This window comes from Kitasatospora sp. NPDC097643 (assembly GCF_040302625.1).
Lineage (GTDB): Bacteria > Actinomycetota > Actinomycetes > Streptomycetales > Streptomycetaceae > Kitasatospora.
On sequence record NZ_JBEOSA010000027.1, the window covers coordinates 23,025 to 42,809 of the forward strand.

General features: G+C 73.9%; 19 protein-coding genes. 12 read left to right on the forward strand and 7 right to left on the reverse strand.

Going from position 1 to position 19,785, the window contains the following annotated elements; translation table 11 throughout:
- Nucleotides 1-122: 122 nt before the first annotated feature.
- The gene (locus tag ABTY15_RS18795) at nt 123-1,859 is read right to left on the reverse strand and encodes a PP2C family serine/threonine-protein phosphatase (RefSeq protein ID WP_350591195.1); all 1,737 of its coding nucleotides are present in this window, start codon (nt 1,857-1,859) and stop codon (nt 123-125) included.
- A gap of 364 nt (nt 1,860-2,223) precedes the next feature.
- On the opposite strand from ABTY15_RS18795, the gene ABTY15_RS18800 reads away from it, so the two are divergent.
- The 4 genes from ABTY15_RS18800 to pth all read left to right on the forward strand — a co-directional run bounded on the left by ABTY15_RS18800 (nt 2,224) and on the right by pth (nt 5,024).
- Nucleotides 2,224-2,805: a hypothetical protein gene (locus ABTY15_RS18800; RefSeq protein ID WP_350591200.1), complete on the forward strand. Its 582-nt coding sequence runs from the start codon at nt 2,224-2,226 to the stop codon at nt 2,803-2,805.
- A gap of 101 nt (nt 2,806-2,906) precedes the next feature.
- Entirely contained in the window at nt 2,907-3,584 is a 678-nt protein-coding gene (locus ABTY15_RS18805) for a thioredoxin-like domain-containing protein (protein WP_350591203.1), read from the forward strand.
- Between the two features lie 92 nt (nt 3,585-3,676).
- A complete protein-coding gene (locus ABTY15_RS18810) occupies nt 3,677-4,309 on the forward strand; it encodes a DUF305 domain-containing protein (RefSeq protein WP_502893538.1) in 633 nt (210 codons plus the stop codon).
- 127 nt (nt 4,310-4,436) lie between these two features.
- Nucleotides 4,437-5,024, forward strand: coding sequence for an aminoacyl-tRNA hydrolase (gene pth / locus ABTY15_RS18815; protein ID WP_350591208.1), 588 nt, complete (start codon nt 4,437-4,439; stop codon nt 5,022-5,024).
- Between the two features lie 27 nt (nt 5,025-5,051).
- Here the strand turns inward: pth and ABTY15_RS18820 are convergent, their stop codons facing one another.
- Complete coding sequence (locus ABTY15_RS18820; RefSeq protein WP_350591211.1) at nt 5,052-6,746, reverse strand: MFS transporter; 1,695 nt, start codon at nt 6,744-6,746, stop codon at nt 5,052-5,054.
- 193 nt (nt 6,747-6,939) lie between these two features.
- Between ABTY15_RS18820 and ABTY15_RS18825 the strand changes: the two genes are divergently transcribed.
- The gene (locus tag ABTY15_RS18825; RefSeq protein ID WP_350591220.1) at nt 6,940-7,443 is read left to right on the forward strand and encodes a MarR family winged helix-turn-helix transcriptional regulator; all 504 of its coding nucleotides are present in this window, start codon (nt 6,940-6,942) and stop codon (nt 7,441-7,443) included.
- An 81-nt stretch (nt 7,444-7,524) separates the two neighbouring features.
- Nucleotides 7,525-8,040: a GNAT family N-acetyltransferase gene (locus ABTY15_RS18830; RefSeq protein WP_350591225.1), complete on the forward strand. Its 516-nt coding sequence runs from the start codon at nt 7,525-7,527 to the stop codon at nt 8,038-8,040.
- Nucleotides 8,041-8,109: 69 nt separating this feature from the next.
- On the opposite strand, the gene ABTY15_RS18835 is transcribed toward ABTY15_RS18830, so the two are convergent.
- The gene (locus ABTY15_RS18835; protein WP_350591817.1) at nt 8,110-8,619 is read right to left on the reverse strand and encodes a methylated-DNA--[protein]-cysteine S-methyltransferase; all 510 of its coding nucleotides are present in this window, start codon (nt 8,617-8,619) and stop codon (nt 8,110-8,112) included.
- A gap of 71 nt (nt 8,620-8,690) precedes the next feature.
- Nucleotides 8,691-10,265: a DNA-3-methyladenine glycosylase 2 family protein gene (locus ABTY15_RS18840; protein ID WP_502893536.1), complete on the reverse strand. Its 1,575-nt coding sequence runs from the start codon at nt 10,263-10,265 to the stop codon at nt 8,691-8,693.
- 157 nt (nt 10,266-10,422) lie between these two features.
- Between ABTY15_RS18840 and ABTY15_RS18845 the strand changes: the two genes are divergently transcribed.
- Complete coding sequence (locus tag ABTY15_RS18845) at nt 10,423-10,878, forward strand: ASCH domain-containing protein (protein WP_350591235.1); 456 nt, start codon at nt 10,423-10,425, stop codon at nt 10,876-10,878.
- 41 nt (nt 10,879-10,919) lie between these two features.
- Here ABTY15_RS18845 and rsgA read toward each other — a convergent pair whose 3' ends face one another.
- On the reverse strand, nt 10,920-12,047 hold the full coding sequence (gene rsgA, locus ABTY15_RS18850; RefSeq protein WP_350591243.1) for a ribosome small subunit-dependent GTPase A: 1,128 nt from the start codon (nt 12,045-12,047) through the stop codon (nt 10,920-10,922).
- Nucleotides 12,048-12,422: 375 nt separating this feature from the next.
- Nucleotides 12,423-13,454, reverse strand: coding sequence for a cytochrome c oxidase assembly protein (locus ABTY15_RS18855; protein ID WP_350591250.1), 1,032 nt, complete (start codon nt 13,452-13,454; stop codon nt 12,423-12,425).
- A gap of 321 nt (nt 13,455-13,775) precedes the next feature.
- Here ABTY15_RS18855 and ABTY15_RS18860 point away from each other — a divergent pair, with 321 nt between their 5' ends.
- Nucleotides 13,776-15,236, forward strand: a complete 1,461-nt coding sequence (locus ABTY15_RS18860) for an FtsW/RodA/SpoVE family cell cycle protein (RefSeq protein WP_350591255.1) — start codon at nt 13,776-13,778, stop codon at nt 15,234-15,236.
- Nucleotides 15,237-15,386: 150 nt separating this feature from the next.
- Here the strand turns inward: ABTY15_RS18860 and ABTY15_RS18865 are convergent, their stop codons facing one another.
- Nucleotides 15,387-16,682, reverse strand: a complete 1,296-nt coding sequence (locus tag ABTY15_RS18865) for a YihY/virulence factor BrkB family protein (protein ID WP_350591260.1) — start codon at nt 16,680-16,682, stop codon at nt 15,387-15,389.
- 177 nt (nt 16,683-16,859) lie between these two features.
- Between ABTY15_RS18865 and ABTY15_RS18870 the strand changes: the two genes are divergently transcribed.
- From ABTY15_RS18870 to ABTY15_RS18885, 4 genes are all read left to right on the forward strand, one after another.
- Entirely contained in the window at nt 16,860-16,943 is an 84-nt protein-coding gene (locus ABTY15_RS18870) for a putative leader peptide (RefSeq protein WP_310593185.1), read from the forward strand.
- Between the two features lie 197 nt (nt 16,944-17,140).
- Nucleotides 17,141-18,865: a nitrite/sulfite reductase gene (locus tag ABTY15_RS18875; RefSeq protein ID WP_350591266.1), complete on the forward strand. Its 1,725-nt coding sequence runs from the start codon at nt 17,141-17,143 to the stop codon at nt 18,863-18,865.
- Nucleotides 18,862-19,056 carry a hypothetical protein gene (locus ABTY15_RS18880; protein WP_350591270.1) on the forward strand — a complete coding sequence of 65 codons (195 nt, stop codon included), beginning with the start codon at nt 18,862-18,864 and terminating at the stop codon, nt 19,054-19,056. Before ABTY15_RS18875 ends, ABTY15_RS18880 begins: the two co-directional genes overlap by 4 nt.
- A complete protein-coding gene (locus ABTY15_RS18885) occupies nt 19,037-19,738 on the forward strand; it encodes a phosphoadenylyl-sulfate reductase (protein ID WP_350591274.1) in 702 nt (233 codons plus the stop codon). Before ABTY15_RS18880 ends, ABTY15_RS18885 begins: the two co-directional genes overlap by 20 nt.
- The last annotated feature ends 47 nt before the right edge of the window (nt 19,739-19,785 follow it).

The following is a 19,785-nucleotide window of genomic DNA, read 5'->3' on the forward strand; positions in this document are numbered from 1 at the left end:
TAGACCGGTCTAGAGATTTCTCCTGGATGCGGATGCGGATGCGGGTGTGCTCCGTGCGCAGGAAGTCGGGCAGGCCGACTTCCTGCGCGGGGGTGAGGGGTGGATGGAGGGGGCGGGCCGGGTTATTCGGTCCAGATGGCGGCGGCGGTGCGGTCGTCGGCGTAGCCCTTGGCGCGGACTTGGACCTGGCGGAGGAAGTCGACGGTGCCGGGCGGGTGGGGGTGCGCCCAGTGGGCGGAGAGGAAATGGGCGACGGCCGGCTCGTCGGCGATCGGGCGGGCCAAGCCCGGTGTGCAGAGCAGCAGGATGTCGCCCGGGGTGGCGGGTACCAGGCGGAAGCGGAACGGTCGCTGGTCCGGCACCGGTCCCTCCGGCGTCGGCGGCTGGCCGTCCGGGTGGTGCAGCAGCCGCGCCGCGTAGGCGTCGATCCAGTGGCCGGAGCGCAACAGGTAGAGCCCGCCCGGGCCGACTCCGAACGCCGCTCGGTAGCCGGCCGCCGGGTCGAGCGACACCAGCAGGCAGTGCAGCGACGCCGGGGACGGGCGTTCGTCCCCCTCCTCCCGGGGCGAGAGCGCGCGCAGCGGGGCCGCCGCGCTGGTGGCGAGCCGCTGGAGGCCGTAGCGGAGCCGGTCCCGGGCGCCGTCGCGCAGGTCGGCGGCCAGGCCCGCCCGGCTGCGGCCGATCGCGGCGGCGAGTTGCCGGCAGGACTCGCCCGTGCTGGTGCCGACCGCCTCCGGGGTGACCGCCTCGTCCGCGGCGCCACCCGTGCGGTCGAAGCCGGCGAGCACGGCGAGCAGCAGTCCGTCGGGGCCGTCGCCGAACCTGGTCACCAGCAGCGCGTCGCGGCGGGGCTCGCCCCGGTAGCGGGCGGAGTCGCCCCGGACGGACACCGCCCGCAGCACCGACGACCCGTACTGGGCCCCCTCCAGCACGGTGTCCGCGATGACCGAGCCGAGCGAGCCCGGATCCGCCTCGGGCACGGCGGTCGGCTCCGGGCCATAGGTGGGCGGGCGCTCACCGACGTGCGGGGTGGCCGTCCCGCTGTCGGTGAGGGGGGAGCGGGCGAGCGGGCGTTGGTCGGGGATGAGGGTGGTGGCGGCGGCTGCGGCAGTGGACGCGGTCGCGGCGGCCGTGGCGGCGGCGAGGGTGGCCGGTTCGGGTTCGGGCGCGTGGTCGGGCTCGGGTTCCGGGACCGGCTCCGGCTCCCGCACGGCGGTGGGGGCGGGCTCGGGTTCGGGGGCGAGGTCCGGGGCTGCTTCGGTGACGGGCTCCGCCTCGGCCGTCGGTTCGGGCTCGGGTTCCGGGACCGGCTCCAGCTCCGGTTCCGGTTCCGGAGCGGGTTCGGGCTCCGGGGCCGCCTCGGCGACGGGCTCGGGTTCCGGCTCGGGTTGGGCCTCGGCGATGGGCGCGGGCGTGGGCTTGTCGAGGGAGACGGTGGGGGTGGGGGCGGGCGTCGATTCGGGGGCGTCGTCGGCGAAGGAGGGGGCCCGGAACTTGTGGGTCTCCGGGGAGGTGTACTCCGGTCCGATCACACCGATCGCGGTGTCGAACCAGTCGTCGATGCTGTCCCGTTCCAGCACCACCGTGTCAGCGGGCTCCGGCTCCGCTACCGGCTCAGGCTCCGGCTCCGCTACCGGCTGGGGCTCCAGATCCGGCTCCGGCTCCGGCTCCGGCTCCGGCTCCGCCGTGCGCTGGTGGCCGATGAGGCCGACCGCCGTGTCGAACCAGTCGTCGACGCTCCCGTCGCCCGGGTCGGCGTCCGGGGTGTCGGGGAGGGTGCCCGCGGGGCCTTCGTAGACCGTGTCCCACCAGCCGTCGTCGGGCCGGTGCGGTTGTGCGGGTGCACCCTGCATGCTCATCTGGCGGCTCCTGGGAGGTCCGTGGTCGTGCCGCCCCCGGCGGGGCCGGACTCGACGTCATTGTCTCCAAGCGCAACGACGCTGTCCGGGTTTCAGCGACAACCGGACAGTGATCGGAAAGTCCCGGCCATCGCGCCCCTCGGGGGGTTGAACAGGGGCGTGAAAGGGGTTGAACGGGGGCGTCACCAGGGGCTTCCGCGGCGGCCCGATCAGGGGGTTCACCGCCGTGTTCGCTTCCGTTCCGTCCGTGCTTGCCGGAAGTGCCCGGAGCAGGCCGTTTCCGGGGTGTTCGGTTCCGCGGGTGCCCGAAAATGGGGCCCAAGGAGGGGCATCGCTTCACTCGTTCGGCTGATTAAATGTCCGCATGACCGCGTCGGCCCCCAGCTCGCCCCGACCGGGGAGGGCCGCATGGGCGGGCCGCCCGGCGGGTGCGCTGTTGGTGCTGCTGCTGGCCGCGCTGCTCACGGCGCTGCCGTGCGCGGGCCAGGCGAAGGCGGTCGGCGCGGGCGCCCACTCAGCTCCGGCCGCGGCCGCGGCCCCAGCGCTGGCCCCCACCATGACCGCGGCGATCACCGTGACGACGGCCCCCGCCGCGCACCCCGACCCCGCCGCCAAGGCATCCGGCCTCACCGCGCCGAACCGCGCCGAACCGAACGGCGCCGCACCGAACCTCACCGCGTCCGACCTCAGGCTGCTCGCCGAGGACCAGCGGCACTGGACCTGGTGCACCGCCGACGGCGAGCCCCCGCACCGGGACAACGGCTGCTCCAGCCACCCGTACTGCGCCCAGGACGCCCAGCTCCCGAACCCGCCGCCGCATCCGCAGCCCGCCGGGTCGCCGCTCACCCCGGCGCCCGACGCGCTGCCCAGGGTGGTGCCCGCCGGGTTGCTGGACGGTCCGCACCCCGCGCCCGATCTGCACGAGCTCCAAGTACACCGGTCCTGAGCGGAACCCACCGCCCGGCACCCGCCGGCGGATCCGCCCTCCCCCGATACAGCCAACCGCCGCCCCCACCCCGGTGCGCGGCGGAGACAAGGACAACCACCATGGGTTCCGCCTCGAAGCAGTCGAGCAAGCAGTCCGGCAAGTCCGGCGCCAAGCAGGCCGGTCTCGACCGCCGCGCCCGGATCGCCGAGCTGCGCGCCGCCGAGCAGCGCCGCGACCGCCGCAACAAGATCATCGCCTCAGTGGCGGGCGGCGCGCTGGTGATCGGTGCGATCGCGACCGGCACCTGGCTCGTGATGGACCAGAACCAGAAGAAGAAGGACAAGGAGGCCGCCGCCAACGCGGACATCCCGGGCGTGCAGACCTTCGGCGAACTGGGCCGTACGCACGTCAAGGAGAAGGTCAACTACCCGATGACCCCGCCGGTCGGCGGCGACCACAACGCGGTCTGGCTGGACTGCATGGGCCACGTCTACGACCAGCCGGTCGAGAACGAGCGCGCCGTCCACTCGCTGGAGCACGGCGCGGTCTGGGTGACGTACAACGGCAAGGCCACGCCGGACGACATCAAGACCCTCTCCGACAAGGTCAAGGCCACCCCGTACTCGCTGATGAGCCCGTACCCGGACGAGAAGGGCACCATCACCCTGAACGCCTGGAGCACCCAGCTGGTCGTGGACAGCGCCAGCGACCCTCGGGTGGACCGGTTCTTCACCAAGTACGTCCAGGGCAAGCAGACCCAGGAGCCGGGCGCCTCCTGCACCATGGGGCAGATGTGACCGCCGAGAACACCGGGCCGGAGGCCGACGCCCAGGCCGGCGCCGGCACCGAGGCCAAGGCCGAGGCCGTCCGCCCGGCCTCGCGCCGCCGGCTGTGGTGGCCGGCCGCGCTGGCCGCCGCGCTCGCGCTGGCCCTCGGCGTGCCCGCCCTGGTGGCGAGCGGGACGTCCGCGTCCGGCTCGTCCGAGGCGGCCGCCCCGGCGGACGACTCGCCCGAGGCCGGGTTCGCCCGCGACATGGCGACCCACCACCAGCAGGCGGTGGACCTGTCGTTCATCGTGCGGGACCGGACGAGCGACGAGCCGACCCGCACCCTGGCCTTCGACATCATCAACACCCAGGCCAACCAGCGCGGGATGATGATGGGCTGGATCGACCAGTGGGCCCTGCCGCAGCACTCGCCGGCCAAGCCGATGGCGTGGATGAGGATGGGCCACGACTACCAGGCCCACGACGGTTCGCTGATGCCCGGCATGGCCACCAACACCCAGATCGCGAAGCTGCGTTCGCTCAGCGGTCGGGACGCCGAGGTGTTCTACCTTCAGCTGATGATGGAGCACCACAAGGGCGGCGTCGAGATGGCCCAGGGCTACGTGGACCTGGCGAAGAACGACGTCGAGAAGCGGCTGGCCCAGTCGATGGTGGTCGCCCAGACCTCCGAGATGGAGCTGATGACCGACATGTTGAAGGAGCGCGGCGCAGCCCCCGGCGTGCCCGCGTCCTGACCGACCGCGCCCTCACCGACCGCGCCCACCCCCGCCGACCCCCCGCCGACCCTGGCCAGCCCCGGGCCGGCCTGGTTCGGCGGGGGTTCGCCGTCGCGCCACCGACGCCCCCCCGAATGGAGACCGGATGACCCCCGACGCCCCCTGGCTGATCGCCGGCCTGGGCAACCCCGGCCCGTGGTTCCGGCGGACCCGGCACAACGCCGGCTTCCTCACCGTGGACCGGCTGGCCGAGCGGCACGGCGCCCGGTTCCGCCGGCGCGGGCTCGGCACCCTGTTGGCGGAGCTCGAGGTCGACGGTCACCGGGTGCTGCTGGCCAAGCCGCAGTGGTTCATCAACCTGTCCGGCCGGCCGGTGGCCCGGGTGCTGCGCCGGTACGGCGTTCCGGTCGAGCGGCTGGTGGTGGTGCAGGACGACCTGGACTTCGGGTTCGGCTCCGGCCGGCTCAAGCGCGGCGGCGGCCCCGGCGGGCACAACGGCGTACGGTCGGTGGGCGACGCGCTCGGCACCCGCGACTTCGTCCGGCTGCGGTTCGGCATCGGGCGCCCGCCGAAGGGGCAGAGCATCGGCGACTTCGTACTGAAGCGGTTCACGGAGGACGAAGAGGCCGCGCTGCCCGCCGAGTTGGACCGGTGTGCGGACGCGCTGGAGACGCTCGTCCGGCTCGGCCTCAACCGGGCCCAGGACGCCCTGAACGCCCGGACGGAGAGCTGAGGCGCGCAGCGGGTCCGGCTGCGGCCGTCACCGGGTGGTCGAACGGGTACTGCCCGGGCGGGTACCGGCCGAACGGGCACCAGCTGAACGCGAGCGGGCCGAACTGGCCTTGCCCGAGCGGGCGTTGACCGACCCGACCTGCCCGGGGATCGCCGCCCGGCGCAGCGGCGGGTCCTGCCGGACCCCGGTCCGCCGGACCACCGGCCGGGTCAGGCCGACGGCCGCCAACGCGACCGCCGCGAGGACGAGCAGCACCGTCCGGCCGCCGAACGCCGCGCCCGCCAGGTGGACGCCGAGGACCGGCAGCGCGGTGCCGAGGGCCGTCCCGAGGCTGCGCGCCATGTTGACCATGCCGCCGCCGACCGCCGAGCACTCCGCCGGGATCGCCCGCATCACCAGCGCGTTGTTGGCGGGCAGCAGCAGTCCCAGCCCGTACCCGGCGATCAGCAGCGGGGCGGCCACGGCCGGGCCGGAGGCGGGCAGCAGGGCGAACAGCAGCAGTCCGGCGGCCGCGAGCAGCGCACCGGCACGGCTGCGGGTCACGTCCGACCAGCCGCGCGGCAGCAGGGCGCCGCCGACGGTCGCGGCGACGGCGAAGGCGGCGGGCAGGAGGGTGATGACCAGGCCCGCCCGGGCCACCGGCACGCCCGCGTCGGTGAGCAGGACGGGGCCGAGCACCAGCGGGCAGAACAGCAGCAGGTAGCCGATCAGCGAGACCACCAGTCCGGACCGCACGCCGGGGGTGTTGACCAGGCCGGGCGCGAGGATCGGCCGGGCGGCGCGGCGTTCCTGACGGACCAGCGCGAGCGCGAGGACGGCGGCGGTGAGCAGCAGGGCGGCGACGGCCCAGCCGGGCAGCGGCAGCCCGGAGGCGGTGGACAGGGCCAGCAGCAGTGCCGTGGTCGAGCCGGTGAGCAGCAGGGTGCCGGGCAGGTCGAAGCGGCCGTCCTCACCGCCGGTCGCCGTCCTGCCGACCGCACCGCCGGTCGGCGTCTCGCCCGCCGCGCCAGTGGCCGGCACCTCGTCGGCTGCGTCGTCGGCCGGCACCTCGTCGGCCGCACCGCCGGTCGGCGCGTGTTCGGCCCGGGGACCGGCCGTGCGGGTGCAGGGCAGCAGGAACCAGCCGGCCAGGATGCCGAGGACGCCGATCGGTACGTTGATCCAGAACACCCAGCGCCAGGAGGCGTGTTCGACCAGCAGCGCGCCGAGGCTGGGCCCGAGGGCGAGGCCGAGCCCCTGGGCGGCCGCCTGGATACCGAGGGCGCGTCGCATGGCGTGTTCGGGGACGCCGCGCGCGACCAGGGCGACGCTGTTGGCCTGCATCATCGCGCCGCCGACCGCCTGGACGGCCCGGCAGGCGACCAGCAGTCCGAGGCTGCCGGCGAATCCGGCGCCGAGCGAGGCGAGTCCGAAGACGGCGAAGCCGCCGAGGTACATGGTCTTGCGGCCGATCAGGTCGGAGAGCCAGCCGATCGGGGCGAGCAGGGCGACCAGGACGAGCAGGTAGCCGAGGGCGACCCATTCGACGGCCGCGAAGCCCGCGTCGAAGTGCCGGCCGAGGGCCGGGAAGACGAGGGAGGTGACGCTGGCGGTGAGCTGTCCCAGGAAGGCGCCGAGGCAGACGGTACCGACGGCCAGCCAGTGGGCGTGGCGCCAGCCGGCTATGCCGCGGGGCCGGGGCCGCTCGGTGAGCAGCCGCGCGGCAAGAGCGGTGGCGTTCATGCCACGAATATATCGGATGCAGATATGTTCCTTCTACGATCTGCTCGCCGTCCGACAGGAATCGGCCACCGTCGACGGAACCGCTCCGCCGGGACCGGTCGACGATAGCCGGAGCGCAGCCGGGCACAGCGGGACGCAGCCGGGGCGGGGAGCGGCTCCGGACAGGTCCGTACCAGGGGATACGCTGTCCGCCATGCCGTCGTCACCACACGTTCCCGACCCCGCCACCGGGGCCCCCGACCCGGCGGTCGAGCACGCCCGACGGCTGACCGACGTGGTCACCCGGCTGCGCCGCGCGCTGCGCAGCAGCATCCGGACCGACTACCCGTGGGAGTCCCTGCCGATGGCGCAGGTCGAACTCCTCCAGACCCTCGCCGCCGCGCCGCTGCGCGTGGGCGAACTCGCCGCCCGGCAGCGGCTCGCCCCCAACACCGTCAGCGGGCTCGTCGGCAAGCTGCTCGAAGCCGGGTTCGTCGACCGCCAGGCCGACCCCGGCGACCGCCGCACCGCCCGGATCGCCCTCACCGACGCCGGCCGGCGCCAGCTCGACGACTGGCAGCGCGCACACGAACGCCGCATCGCCACCGCGCTCGGCACCCTCGACCCCGCCGACTGCGCGGCCGTGGTACACGCCCTCCCCGCACTCGAACACCTCGCCCAGGCCCTCGCCGAGCCGACTCCCGCCTCCGCCGAGTAGCCCCGGAGCGGGGCACGGACCGCTGGGAGGGCGACACAAAACCGCTGTTCACCGACGGTACGAACCGCTACCGTCCCTGCCATGGCCACAGCAACGGTACTGATCGAACCCTGGACGGACGCCGACCTCGCGCTGCTGCGCCGGGTCAACACCCCGGAGATGAAGAAGCACGTCGGCGGCCCGGAGACGGAGGAGCAGCTGCTCGTCCGGCACCGCCGCTACCTGGACTTCGTCCCGTCCGGCCTGGGCTGCATGTACCGAATCGTGCTGCCGAGCGGCGAGTCCGTCGGCACCGTCGGCTACGGCACCCGGACGTGGGAGGGCGAGACCGTCCACGAGATGGGCTGGAACGTCCTGCCGCCCTACCAGGGGCGCGGCATCGCCGTCGCCGCCACCCGGGCCGCCGTCGCGGCCGCCCGCCGCGAGGCCGCCCACCAGTACCTGTACGCCTTCCCGTCGGTGGACAACCCCGCCTCCAACGCGGTCTGCGAGAAGGCCGGGTTCACCCTCCTCGGCGAGACGGACTTCGAGTTCCCGCCCGGGCGGTTCATGCGCAGCCACAACTGGCGGGTGGACCTGCGGGCCGCGGCGGGCTGAGCACGAGGCGCGGGGGCGTCGTCGGCGGCGGGGGCGGGCCCGGAGGTCGAGCACCCAGGGCGGCCCCGGTCAGAACAGGGTCCCGCTCTCCAGCTCCAGCAGCCAACGCTTGCGGTCCACGCCGGCCGCGAAGCCGGTCAGCGAGCCGTTGGCACCGAGCACCCGGTGGCAGGGGCGGACGATGAGCAGCGGGTTGGCACCCACCGCGCCGCCGACCGCCCGCACGGCGCGCGGCGACTCCCCGGCGAGGTCGGCGAGTTGGCCGTAGGTGACGGTCTCCCCGTACGGGATCTCGTCGAGCGCGGCCCAGATCCGCCGGCGGAACTCGGTGCCGACCGGGGCGAGCGGGAGGTCGAAGGTGGTGCGCTCGCCCGCGAAGTAGGCGGTCAGCTGGGCGACCGGCTCGGCCAACGCCTCCGGGTCCAGGATCCAGTCGTCGGCGGGCTCGGCCAACGCGTACTTCTGGCCGGGCGCGGTGACGGTGGCCAGCGCCGCCGGACCGCCGTCCGCGGGCAGCACGCCGCTCAACAGCAGCCGGCCGAAGGGGCTCTCCATGGTGGTGTAGACGGTGGTGCTCATGCCGTTGCCGTTCATGCCGGTGCCAATCACCTCGTTGCCGTTCACGCGGTCGCCGTTCACGCCGTTGCCGTTCATGCCGGGGTGTTCTCCGTTTCGGTGCTGGTGCTCAGGGGCCCGGCCCACAGCCGGTGGACGGCGTAGGAACGCCAGGGGGCCCAGGCCTCGGCCGCGCGGGCGGCGGACTTCGGGTCCGCGGGGGCGCCGAGGCGGGCGAGGCCGTGCCGGACGCCCACATCGCCCGGGAGGAAGACGTCGGGATCGGCCAGGGCCCGCATCCGCAGGTAGCCGACGGTCCACGGGCCGATGCCGGGGAGGGCGAGCAGCCGGGCCGCGGACTCCTCCCGGTCGACGCCGCCGTCGAGCCGGACCACGCCCTCGGCCAGCGCCGCGCACAGGCCGGTCAGCGCGCGGCGGCGGGCGGCGGGCATCGCGAAGTCCTCCGGGTCGGCGACGGCCAACGCCGCCGCGCCCGGGAAGACCAGCCGCAGGCCTCCGTTGGGTTCGGGCAGCGCGGTGCCGTACTTCTCGGCGAGCCGGCCGGCCAGGGTCCGGGCGGCGCCGACGGTGATCTGCTGGCCGAGGACGGCGCGCACGGCCAGCTCGTGCGGGTCGACGTGGCCGGGCGAGCGCAGGCCGGGACGCTCCCGGACCAGCGGGCCGAGCACCGGGTCGGCGCCGAGCTGCTCGTCGACCGCGTCCGGGTCGGCGTCCAGGTCGAACAGGACCCGCAGGCGCTGGACGGCGGTCGGCAGGTCGCGCAGGTCGGCGAGCAGCAGGCGGCAGTCGAGCCAGCCCCGGGTGCGCGGGTCGCCCGGCGCGAGCCCGTCGACCTCGGCGATGCCGTGGCCGTACGGGAGTGCGAGGGTGCGCCGGTAGGTGCGGACGCCGGGGCGCGGGCCGGGGACGACCTCCTCCACGCCGGGGACGGCGCGCAGCGCGAGGAAGTCGATCAGGTGGTCGCTGTCGATCGCGCCCCGGTAGGCGAGCCGCAGGGTGAGACCGCCGGCCGGGGTCGCGGTGCGGCGGCCGGCGGCGACCTCGGCGCGCAGGCCGCTGGGGGTGCGGTCGTACACCTCGCGGACGGTGTCGTTGAACTGCCGGATGGAGGCGAAGCCGGCGGCGAACGCGACGTCGGTGACGGACAGTTCGGTGGTCTGGAGCAGCAGCCGGGCGGTCTGGGCGCGGCGGGCCCGGGCGAGTGCGATCGGGCCGGCGCCGAGTTCGGCGGTGAGCTGGCGCTGGAGCTGGCGGGAGCTGTAGCCGAGGTGCTGGGCGAGGCCGGCGACGCCCTCGCGGTCCACCACGCCGTCGCCGATCAGGCGCATCGCGCGGCCGACCAGGTCGGCGCGGTGGTTCCACTCCGGTGAGCCCGGCACGGAGTCGGGGCGGCAGCGGCGGCAGGCGCGGAAGCCGGCGCCCTGGGCGGCCGCGGCACTGGGGTAGAAGACGCAGTTGGCGCGCTTGGGGGTCACGGCGGGGCAGCTCGGCCGGCAGTAGATGCCGGTGGAGGTGACGGCCGTGAAGAAGACCCCGTCGAAGCGGGCGTCGCGGCTGTCCACGGCTCGGTACCGGATGTCGTCGTCGATCACGCTGTCCAGTCTGCGGCACCCGGCGGGGGGTGACTGGCGGAATTCGGACACCACCATCGGGCCCCCTCCCTCCCCCCACCCCGCCCCTCCTCCACCACCCGCCGCCCTCCTCGCCTTCCCTGTTATGGCCGCGGACTGTTATGGCCGCAGGCTGTTGTTGCCGCGGGCTGTAATTGCCGCGAGCTGAGGCCTCGCCGCGGCTACGCTCGGGCGCATGACCGAGCAGCCCTTCACCGGACCGGACGATCCGCGGGTCGCGGCCCTGCGCCCGGCCGAGTTCGCGTTCCCCGGCCCTCTGCGCGACAAGCTGGTCGCCGCCGTCCTCAGCGGCGCCAAAACGAGCACCACCGGCCTGCTCGCCGACTACGAGCACGCGGGTGACCCGCTGCCGCGGATCGGCGAGCGGACGGCCGTCCTCGACTCGGACGACCGCCCGGTCGCCGTGATCGAGACCACGGACATCCGGGTGCTCCCGCTCGCCGAGGTGGGGCTGCAACACGCCGTCGACGAGGGCGAGGGGTACACCACGGTGGCCGCCTGGCGCTCGACGCACGAACGCTTCTGGCGCAGCCCGGAGATGCTGGCCGCCGTCGGTGACCCGGGTTTCACCGTGGACGACACCACCCCGGTGGTGCTGGAGCGCTTCCGGCTGCTGGCCGACCTCCGCTGAGTCGGGCGGAGGCCTGGCCGGCAAGGCCGGGGTCGGCCTGGTCAGTGCTTCACGGTGCCTCCCACGGCGCGCATCGACTTGGTGATTGTCTTCCACTTCTTCAGCCGCTCCGAGGCCAGCCGGGCGTCCGAGCGGGAGGCGATCCACTCGTTCTCGCGCTGGAGCTTGAGGTAGCTGTCCATCCGGCGCTGCGGCAGGGTGCCGTCGGCGAGCGCGGCCTGGACCGCGCAGCCGGGCTCGGTCCGGTGGCCGCAGTCGTGGAAGCGGCATTCCTCGGCCAGCCCGGCGATGTCGGCGAAGGCGAGGTCCACCCCCTCGCCACCGTAGAGGCCGACCTCGCGCAGGCCCGGGGTGTCGATCAGGACGCCCCCGCCGGGCAGCGGGATCAGCTCGCGGGTGGTCGTGGTGTGGCGGCCCTTCTGGTCGACCGAGCGGGCCTCCTGGACGGCCATCGCGGCAGTGCCGGCCAGCGCGTTGGTGAGGGTCGACTTGCCGACGCCGGACTGGCCGATGAGGGCGGTGGTGCCGGGCGTGCAGGCCCGTAGGACGTCCATGCCCTCGCCGGTCTCGGCGCTGACGACGAGCACGGTGACGCCGGGCGCGGCCGCCTCGACGTCGGCCCGGATGAACTCGGCGTCGTCCACCAGGTCGGCCTTGGTGAGGACGACCAGGGGCTCGGCGCCGGACTCCCAGGCCAGGGCGAGGAAGCGCTCGATCCGACCGAGGTCGGGGTCGGCGGCCAGCGAGGAGGTGATCAGGACGGTGTCGACGTTGGCGGCCAGCACCTGGCCGTCGGAGCGCTTGCCGGCCACCTTGCGGATGATCGCGGTGGAGCGCGGCAGCAGCGCGACGACGGCGGCCATCGGCTGGGCGTGGAGGTCCACGGCCGCCCAGTCGCCCGTGCACGGGCAGTTGATCATGTCGGCGTCGCCGACCGGCCGGGTGTCGAGCCGCACGGTGCGCGGCTCGCCGGTTTCCGGGTCGGCGATCACGGCATCGCACTGGCCGCGGTCGACCCGGACGATCCGGGCCGGGAGCAGCCCGGCCTCGGCCAGCGGCGCGAAGTCGTCGGCGAGTTCGGGCGTCCAGCCGTAACCGGCCAGCGGCAGGGCGGACGGGAGGTCGGAGGTGTGGGAGGAGAACGACGGAACGGAGGCAGCGTTGAACAACGCAGTGGGCCCTTCGGGAGGAGATGACCCCGGCGGGCTACGGCTGCGTGAGACGAGAGGTGTCTCGGGACGTCAGCCGGCGGCCGGGAAGGTGAGGTGAATGCGAGTGCTGCCCTGGGCAGCCGTCGTGGCAATCCCGACCATGGGGCTCACCTCCTGCTTCTCTCCTCGGCGGCCACAGCGGCCCCCGAACCGAACGCCCCAAACGCTAGCGGACCGACCCTCCGCCGCCAACGGGTTTTTGACCTGCGGAAACGCCCGCCGGAACGCCGGAACCAGCCCCGGAACCCGCCCGGAACCCGCCCGGAACCCGCCCGGAACCCGCCCGGAACCCGCTCGAAACGCCTACCCGAAACGCCCGCCCGGAACGCCCGCCTACCCGCCGTACCGGTGCTTGAGGTTGGGGTCGTCCAGCCACCACGGCCGCATCCCGGTCTCCTCCTCCGCCGGACCGCCCCCTCCCGACCCGCCGGCCACCCCGTCCGAGCCGGAACCGGCCGCCGCCCGCGCGGCCGCCGCCGCGAACCGGGCGTCCAGCTCGGCGTCCACCGCCCGGTTCTCCTCCCGCCCCTGCACCACCATCCGCCGCACCAGCGCGGCCAGGAACGGCAGCCCGACCAGGTCGCCCAGCACCCAGAGCACGTTGCCGCCCCAGGTCTGGTCCTGCGCCAGGCTCGGCCCCCACGGCCGCCCGAGCGCCAGGTAGTAGTGCTCGGCGACGAGGTGGCCGCCGTAGATCAGCACCAGCCCCAGCCCCGCGTCGAAGATCACCTCGACGAAGGTGATGAACAGCCCGACCAGGTGCGGGTACTCGTGCCCGACCGGGTCGATCTGCAGCCGCGGCCAGAAGTACGCCAGCCCGAGCAGCACCAGTGCGAGGTGCAGCAGCACGTTCCCGAACGCGCTGGACACCGACTCCTCGTACCAGGGCGTGAAGTAGAGCAGCCACGGCGGGGCCATCAGCAGCGCGGTGGAGACGGCCGGGAACATCAGGACCTTGGACGGCCGGCTGCGCAGCGCCCGCAGGATCCGCTCCCGCCGGGCCTCCGGCGCGGCCGCGACGAGCAGCGAGACCGGCGCGCCGAGCGCCAGCAGCAGCGGGACGACCATGAGCAGCAGCACGACCTGCACGGCCCGGTCGGTGAACAGGATCCGCTCGTACACGCCGAGCCCGGAGCAGGTGGACCAGATCCACAGCAGCAGCCCGCCCAGGAAGGCGGCGGTGCGGGTGGGCCGCCAGCGTTCGCCGCCGGCGCGGTGAACGGTGCGCACCGCGGCCAGGTACCAGCCGCCGAGCGCGGCGGAGAGGGCGAGGACGAGCGGTTCGGCCGTCCACGAGGTGGCGAGGTCGGACCACTGCCAGGGCGGTGGCCCGCCGTAGCCGAGCGCCTGGACCGCGCCGTCCATCCGTGCACCTCTCCGTCCGCCCGGGCGTGATTTCCGTCCGGGCCCACCCCGGGCCCACCCGGGCCGGCCCGCCCATGATGTCCGGTCCGTCCCGGGTCGCCGCACCCGGGGCCCGGCTCTATACCCCGACCTGGACAAAGTTTTGCCAAGTCCGAACCGAGCGCTGCCCGGCCGGAGTTGCGCTCCCTTCCGGGTTCCGTCCGAGGCCCGACCGGGTCCCGTCCGGGCCGGAACGCAACCGCCGGGCCGCCGCCTTCGTCTGGCAGGATGCGTCGTCGGCGATACCGGCCACGTGGGTGAAGAAGCAAGGGGACGGACAGGGTGCACAGCACTGCACGCGGCGAGGGCCGCCGGCTGGCGACGCGCCACCGCAACATCGAGCTGGGCCTGCTGGCGCTCGCGGTGGTCGTCTGTCTGGCGGGACACATCGACGCCTATCTGGCGCTGACCGGGAAGATGCCGCCCGGGCTGCTGGTGCACGCCCTGGCACTGGGCGGGCTGGCCGGCGTGGCGCACCTGGCGGTGCGTCGGTTCGCGCCGTACGCGGATCCGCTGATCCTGCCGCTGGGGGTCTTCCTGACCGGCTTCGGGCTGATGCTGCTGGACCGGCTGGACAAGTCGTACGCGGCCGTGCACTCCGCGAAGGGCGACTACCAGAAGCTGCCCGCCGCGCCGTCGCAGCTGATGTGGGTGTTCATCGCCGTGCTGGCGGCACTGGCGCTGGTCGTGCTGGTCAAGCACCACCGGTTCTTCCAGCGCTACGTGTACCTGCTGATGGCGGGCGCGCTGATCCTGCTGGCGGCGCCCGCGTTCTTCCCGGGCCGGCCGGAGGACTTCGGCGCCAAGCGCTGGATCCGCCTGTTCGGGCTCTCCTTCGAGCCGGACGAGTTCGTGAAGGTCGCGATCACGATCTTCTTCGCGGGCTACCTGATGGCCTCGCGGGACGCGCTCGCGCTGGCCGGCCGCAAGGTCTGGGGGATGACGCTGCCGCGCGGGCGGCACGCCGGGCCGGTGCTGGCGATCTGGGTGGTCAGCCTGCTGGTGCTGGTCTTCGAGCGCGACCTCGGCACCTCGCTGATCTTCTTCGGCGTCTTCATCGTGATGCTGTACGTGGCGACGGAGCGGACCAGCTGGGTGGTGCTCGGCCTGCTGATGGCGGTCGGCGGCGCGGCGGTGGTCGGCACGGTCGAGCCGCACGTGCACGGCCGCGTGGAGGCCTGGCTGCACCCGCTCGACATCTACAAGGAGCACCACGACCCGGCGATCATCTCGGACCAGCCGGCCGAGGCGCTGTTCAGCCTGGGCACCGGGCACCTGACCGGGACGGGCCTGGGCTCGGGCCGGCCGTGGCTGATCGGCTTCGCCGGGCGCAGCGACTTCGTCTTCACCACGATCGGCGAGGAGCTGGGGCTGGCCGGGGTGACGGCTGTGCTGCTGGTGTACCTGCTGCTGGTCCAGCGTGGGCTGCGGACGGCGATCGGGCTGACCGACCCGTTCGGCAAGCTGCTGGCGACGGGCCTGGCGACGGCGCTGGCGCTACAGGTGTTCGTGGTGGTCGGCGGGGTGAGCGGGCTGGTGCCGCTGACCGGCAAGGCGCTGCCGTTCCTGGCGGCGGGCGGGTCCTCGTTGCTGGCGAACTGGCTGATCGTGTCGCTGCTGATCAAGCTGAGCGATTCGGCGGGGCGCACCGCCCTGGAGCCGGCGCTGCCCGGCCCGGAGCCGCTGCCGGCCCAGGCCGGGCCCGGCGACCGCCCGGCGGCCCCGAGCCCGTCGACGGCCTGACGGTCAGCGGGCACCCGCACACGGCACAGGGCCTCCCCCGCACCACGCGGGGGAGGCCCTGTGCCGTTGAAGCCGTTGAAGCCGTTGAGGCCGTTGAGGCCCCTGAAGCCGTTGGCGCCTGCCGGGGAGCCCGCCGGGAGCCCCCGCCGGCTACCGCTGCTGGTCCCACGGCGGCCGGGGCGGGTAGCCGGGCACCTGGTAGTCCGGCGGCGGCGCGGTGGGCCGGTCGCTGTCCGGCGGCGGCGGGGTGGGCCGGTGGTGCGGGCCGCCGCGCGCGGTGAGCCGGCCGCGGACGTTGTCGGCGGCCAGCACGTCGGCCCAGCGCTCGGGGTACTCGGAGGGCACGTCGAGGTCCTCGCCGTCCTCCTCGCCCCATTCCTCCTCGGTGCCCTCGGCGAGGCCGAGTTCGCGGGCGCGCCGGGCCCGTTCGACCGCGCGCCGGGCGGCGACCTCGCGGACCACGGCGGCGGCGGCCTCCTCGTGGGCGCGCTCGTTCTCGGCGCGGGCGTCGGCGGTCTCCAGGGTGGGCCAGCGGCGGTCTATGGCGGCGTTCATGGCGGCGCCGATGAGGACGGCCAGCGCGACCACGAAGATCCACAGCAGGACGGCCACCGGTGCGGCCAGCGAGCCGTACACCGAGGGGCCCTCGACCGAGCTGACCAGGTAGAGCCGGAGCCCGACGCTGCAGAAGACCAGCACCACCAGGGCGACCAGGGCGCCGGGGATGTCCTCGCGCCAGGGCGTGGAGACCGGGACGGCCAGGTGGTAGAGGGTGGTCAGGGAGACGATCAGCAGCACGATCGCGACCGGCCAGTAGGCGGCGCCGACCAGCCCGGCGATCCCGGGCACCGCGTTCTCGATCAGGCCGGGGCCGGCCATCAGCAGCGGCAGCACCAGCGACCCGATCACCAGGGCGCCGAGGTAGAGGCCGAGCGACATCATCCGGGTCTTGACGATGCCGCGCTTGCCGTCCAGTCCGTACATGACGGTGATGGTGTCGATGAAGATGTAGAGCGCCCTGGAGCCGGACCACAGGGAGAGCAGGAAGCCGATCGAGACGAGGTCGGGCCGGCTGTGGTCGAACACCTGGTTCAGCAGCGGCACCACGACCTCGTGGATGGACGAGTCCGAGAGGACCGTCCCGGAGGCCGAGACGATGTCGTGCTTGAGCCGGTCGATGGTGCCGGCGCCGAGGAACTTGTCGAGGTAGCCGAGGGTGCCGGCCAGGCCGAGCAGCAGCGGTGGGATCGACAGCAGGGTGAAGAACGCCGCCTCCGCGGCGAGGCCGGTGACCCGGTACTCGACGCAGGTGTTGGTGGTGTCCTTGACCAGCTCCCACGCCGTGTGGCGCCAGGTGGCCTGCTTGGCCGCCCGCCGGGAGCCCTTGCCCCGGCGCCGGGACGGCCGCTCGGGGCTCGGTCTGTTCGTTTCGCCTGCTGCTTGCACAGGGGTAACGGTATCGGGCCGGGGCGGTCCGGCTGATCTCCCCGGGGTGGGGCTGCGTGCCAGGGCACCGGGGCGGGGAGCGGCGGGAAGCCGCGGCCGTCTCGCTCTGCGAAACAGCAGCGTCCACCATCCGGACGTTAGTGGACCGCGAGTCGTGCGCCGTGCGAATCTCTTGCCATGCCAAGCGCCGGAACCACCCTAGTAGGTCGACTGCACGTCGATCTCCTTCGCGTGTCCAGCGCCATCTGTCCGGTGACCTGAGCCCCACCCCGCCGCCACCACCGCACCCGGCGCCACCACCCCGCCGTCCCCGCTGAAGCGGATGCGCAGGCGCCTGCCCGGCCTCGGTCACTGCTCCTCCCGGTCCTGAGAAACCCGCAGGTCACAGCAGCACCGCCCGCCGCGCCCGCCCAGCGACCCACCCGGCGTCAGAGCCACCTGCCCCGAAGGACTTCACCATGGCCACCACCCCCGAGACCGCCGAGCCCACGGCCGACCGCGCCGCGGCGCGCCGCCCCGCCGCGCCTCGCAAGGTGACCCGCCACCGCGGCGAGGGCCAGTGGGGCATGGGCCACTTCACCCCTCTGAACGCCAACGAGCAGTTCAAGAAGGACGACGACGGTCTCAATGTGCGGACACGTATTGAGACGATCTATGCGCACCGGGGCTTCGACTCGATCGACCCCGCCGACCTGCGCGGCCGGATGCGCTGGTGGGGCCTGTACACCCAGCGCAAGGAGGGCATCGACGGCGGCAAGACCGCGATCCTGGAGCCGCACGAGCTCGACGCCGAGTACTTCATGCTCCGCGTCCGGATCGACGGCGGCCGGCTGACCGTCGCCCAGCTGAAGGCGATCGCCGAGGTCTCCGAGCTGTACGGCCGCAACACCGCCGACCTGACCGACCGCCAGAACGTCCAGTACCACTGGATCCGGATCGAGGACGTCCCGGCGATCTGGCAGAAGCTGGAGGCCGTCGGCCTGTCCACCACCGAGGCCTGCGGCGACACCCCGCGCGTCATCCTCGGCTCGCCGGTGGCCGGCATCGCCGAGGACGAGATCATCGACGGCACCCCGGCCATCGAGGAGATCCAGCGCCGCTTCATCGGCAACCCCGAGTTCTCCAACCTGCCGCGCAAGTTCAAGTCCGCCGTCTCCGGCTCCCCGCTGCTCGACGTCGCGCACGAGATCAACGACATCGCCTTCGTCGGCGTGGTCCACCCCGAGCACGGCCCCGGCTTCGACCTGTGGGTCGGCGGCGGGCTCTCCACCAACCCCCGCCTCGGCGTGCGGCTGGGCGCCTGGGTGCCGCTGGAGGAGGTCGCCGACGTCTACGGCGGCGTCATCGGCATCTTCCGCGACTACGGCTACCGCCGGCTGCGCAACCGCGCCCGGCTGAAGTTCCTGGTCGCCGACTGGGGCGCGGAGAAGTTCCGCCAGGTGCTGGAGGACGAGTACCTCAAGTACCAGCTGGTCGACGGCCCCGCGCCCGAGGAGCCCGCCGCCCGCTGGCGCGACCACGTCGGCGTCCACCGGCAGAAGGACGGCAACTACTACGTCGGCTTCGCGCCGCGCGTCGGCCGCGTCGACGGCGCGCTGCTCGGCCGGATCGCCGACCTGGCCGCCGCCCACGGCAGCGACCGGCTGCGCACCACCGCCGAGCAGAAGATGCTGATCCTCGACATCGCCGAGGACCGCGTCGAGTCGCTGGTGGCCGGCCTGGAGGAGCTGGACCTGCGGGTCACCCCCTCGCCGTTCCGCCGCGGCACCATGGCCTGCACCGGCATCGAGTACTGCAAGCTCGCCATCGTCGAGACCAAGGAGCGCGGCCGCACGCTCATCGACGAGCTGGAGAAGCGGCTGCCGGACTTCGCCGAGCCGCTGACCATCAACATCAACGGCTGCCCGAACGCCTGCGCCCGCATCCAGGTCGCCGACATCGGCCTCAAGGGCCAGCTCGTCACCGACGAGAACGGCGCGCAGGTCGAGGGCTACCAGGTGCACCTGGGCGGCGCACTGGGCCTGGAGGCCGGGTTCGGCCGCAAGGTCCGCGGCCTCAAGGTCACCAAGGACGGCCTGCCCGACTACGTCGAGCGCGTCCTGACCCGCTACCAGGCCGACCGCGCCGAGGGCGAGCGCTTCGCCCAGTGGGCGGCCCGGGCGAGCGAGGAGCAACTCTCATGAGTGAGCGAGCCGCACCGTTCTTCTGCCCGTACTGCGGCGACGAGGACCTGCGCCCCTCGGAGGCCGGGCACGGCGCCTGGGAATGCCACGGGTGCCGCCGCGCCTTCCAGTTGAAGTTCCTCGGCCTGCTGTCGCCGGCCAACTCCGGTCCGACCAACGGGGGTTCGTCCGATGACCAGCACGACGACTGACTACGAGGCGATCGCGACCCGGGCCGGCCGCGAACTGGAGGAGGCGACCCCGCAGGAGATCCTGCGCTGGGCCGCCGACACCTTCGGCAAGCGGTTCTGCGTCACCTCCTCGATGGAGGACGCGGTCGTCGCCCACCTCGCCTCCTCGGTGTTCCCCGGCGTGGACGTGGTGTTCCTGGACACCGGCTACCACTTCCCGGAGACCATCGGCACCCGCGACGCGGTGGCCGCGACCATGCCGGTCAACGTCATCACGCTGACGCCGCTGAGGACCGTGGCCGAGCAGGACGCCGAGCACGGACCGAACCTGCACGACCGGGACCCGGACCTGTGCTGCTCGCTGCGCAAGGTCGAGCCGCTCAACCGCGGTCTCGGCGGGTACGACGCCTGGGCCACCGGGCTGCGCCGCGACGAGTCCCCGACCCGCGCCGACACCCCGGTGGTGGCCTGGGACGCCAGGCGCCGCAAGGTCAAGCTCGCCCCGATCGCCCGCTGGACGCAGGAGGACGTGGACGCCTACGTCGCCGCCAACGGCGTGCTGCTCAACCCGCTGCTGTGGGAGGGCTACACCTCGATCGGCTGCTCGCCGCTGTCCTGCACCCGCAAGCCCGGCGAGGGCGAGGACGCCCGGGCCGGCCGCTGGTCCGGCTCCGGCAAGACCGAGTGCGGCATCCACCTCTGACCACCCCGCTCAACCACCCGTAAGGACGGAAACCGTGACAGCTCACA

Excerpts from the sequence above, each read along its gene's own strand:
- ABTY15_RS18845 (WP_350591235.1), top strand. The coding sequence starts at position 10,423 with ATGACCGAGCAGCCCTTCACCGGACCGGACGATCCGCGGGTCGCGGCC.
- pth (WP_350591208.1), top strand. The coding sequence starts at position 4,437 with ATGACCCCCGACGCCCCCTGGCTGATCGCCGGCCTGGGCAACCCCGGC.
- ABTY15_RS18830 (WP_350591225.1), top strand. The coding sequence starts at position 7,525 with ATGGCCACAGCAACGGTACTGATCGAACCCTGGACGGACGCCGACCTC.
- ABTY15_RS18800 (WP_350591200.1), top strand. The coding sequence starts at position 2,224 with ATGACCGCGTCGGCCCCCAGCTCGCCCCGACCGGGGAGGGCCGCATGG.
- ABTY15_RS18840 (WP_502893536.1), bottom strand. The coding sequence starts at position 10,265 with ATGGTGGTGTCCGAATTCCGCCAGTCACCCCCCGCCGGGTGCCGCAGA.
- ABTY15_RS18885 (WP_350591274.1), top strand. The coding sequence starts at position 19,037 with ATGACCAGCACGACGACTGACTACGAGGCGATCGCGACCCGGGCCGGC.
- ABTY15_RS18880 (WP_350591270.1), top strand. The coding sequence starts at position 18,862 with ATGAGTGAGCGAGCCGCACCGTTCTTCTGCCCGTACTGCGGCGACGAG.
- ABTY15_RS18875 (WP_350591266.1), top strand. The coding sequence starts at position 17,141 with ATGGCCACCACCCCCGAGACCGCCGAGCCCACGGCCGACCGCGCCGCG.
- ABTY15_RS18870 (WP_310593185.1), top strand. The coding sequence starts at position 16,860 with ATGCCAAGCGCCGGAACCACCCTAGTAGGTCGACTGCACGTCGATCTC.
- ABTY15_RS18825 (WP_350591220.1), top strand. The coding sequence starts at position 6,940 with ATGCCGTCGTCACCACACGTTCCCGACCCCGCCACCGGGGCCCCCGAC.
- ABTY15_RS18805 (WP_350591203.1), top strand. The coding sequence starts at position 2,907 with ATGGGTTCCGCCTCGAAGCAGTCGAGCAAGCAGTCCGGCAAGTCCGGC.
- ABTY15_RS18820 (WP_350591211.1), bottom strand. The coding sequence starts at position 6,746 with ATGAACGCCACCGCTCTTGCCGCGCGGCTGCTCACCGAGCGGCCCCGG.
- ABTY15_RS18835 (WP_350591817.1), bottom strand. The coding sequence starts at position 8,619 with ATGAGCACCACCGTCTACACCACCATGGAGAGCCCCTTCGGCCGGCTG.
- ABTY15_RS18795 (WP_350591195.1), bottom strand. The coding sequence starts at position 1,859 with ATGAGCATGCAGGGTGCACCCGCACAACCGCACCGGCCCGACGACGGC.
- ABTY15_RS18855 (WP_350591250.1), bottom strand. The coding sequence starts at position 13,454 with ATGGACGGCGCGGTCCAGGCGCTCGGCTACGGCGGGCCACCGCCCTGG.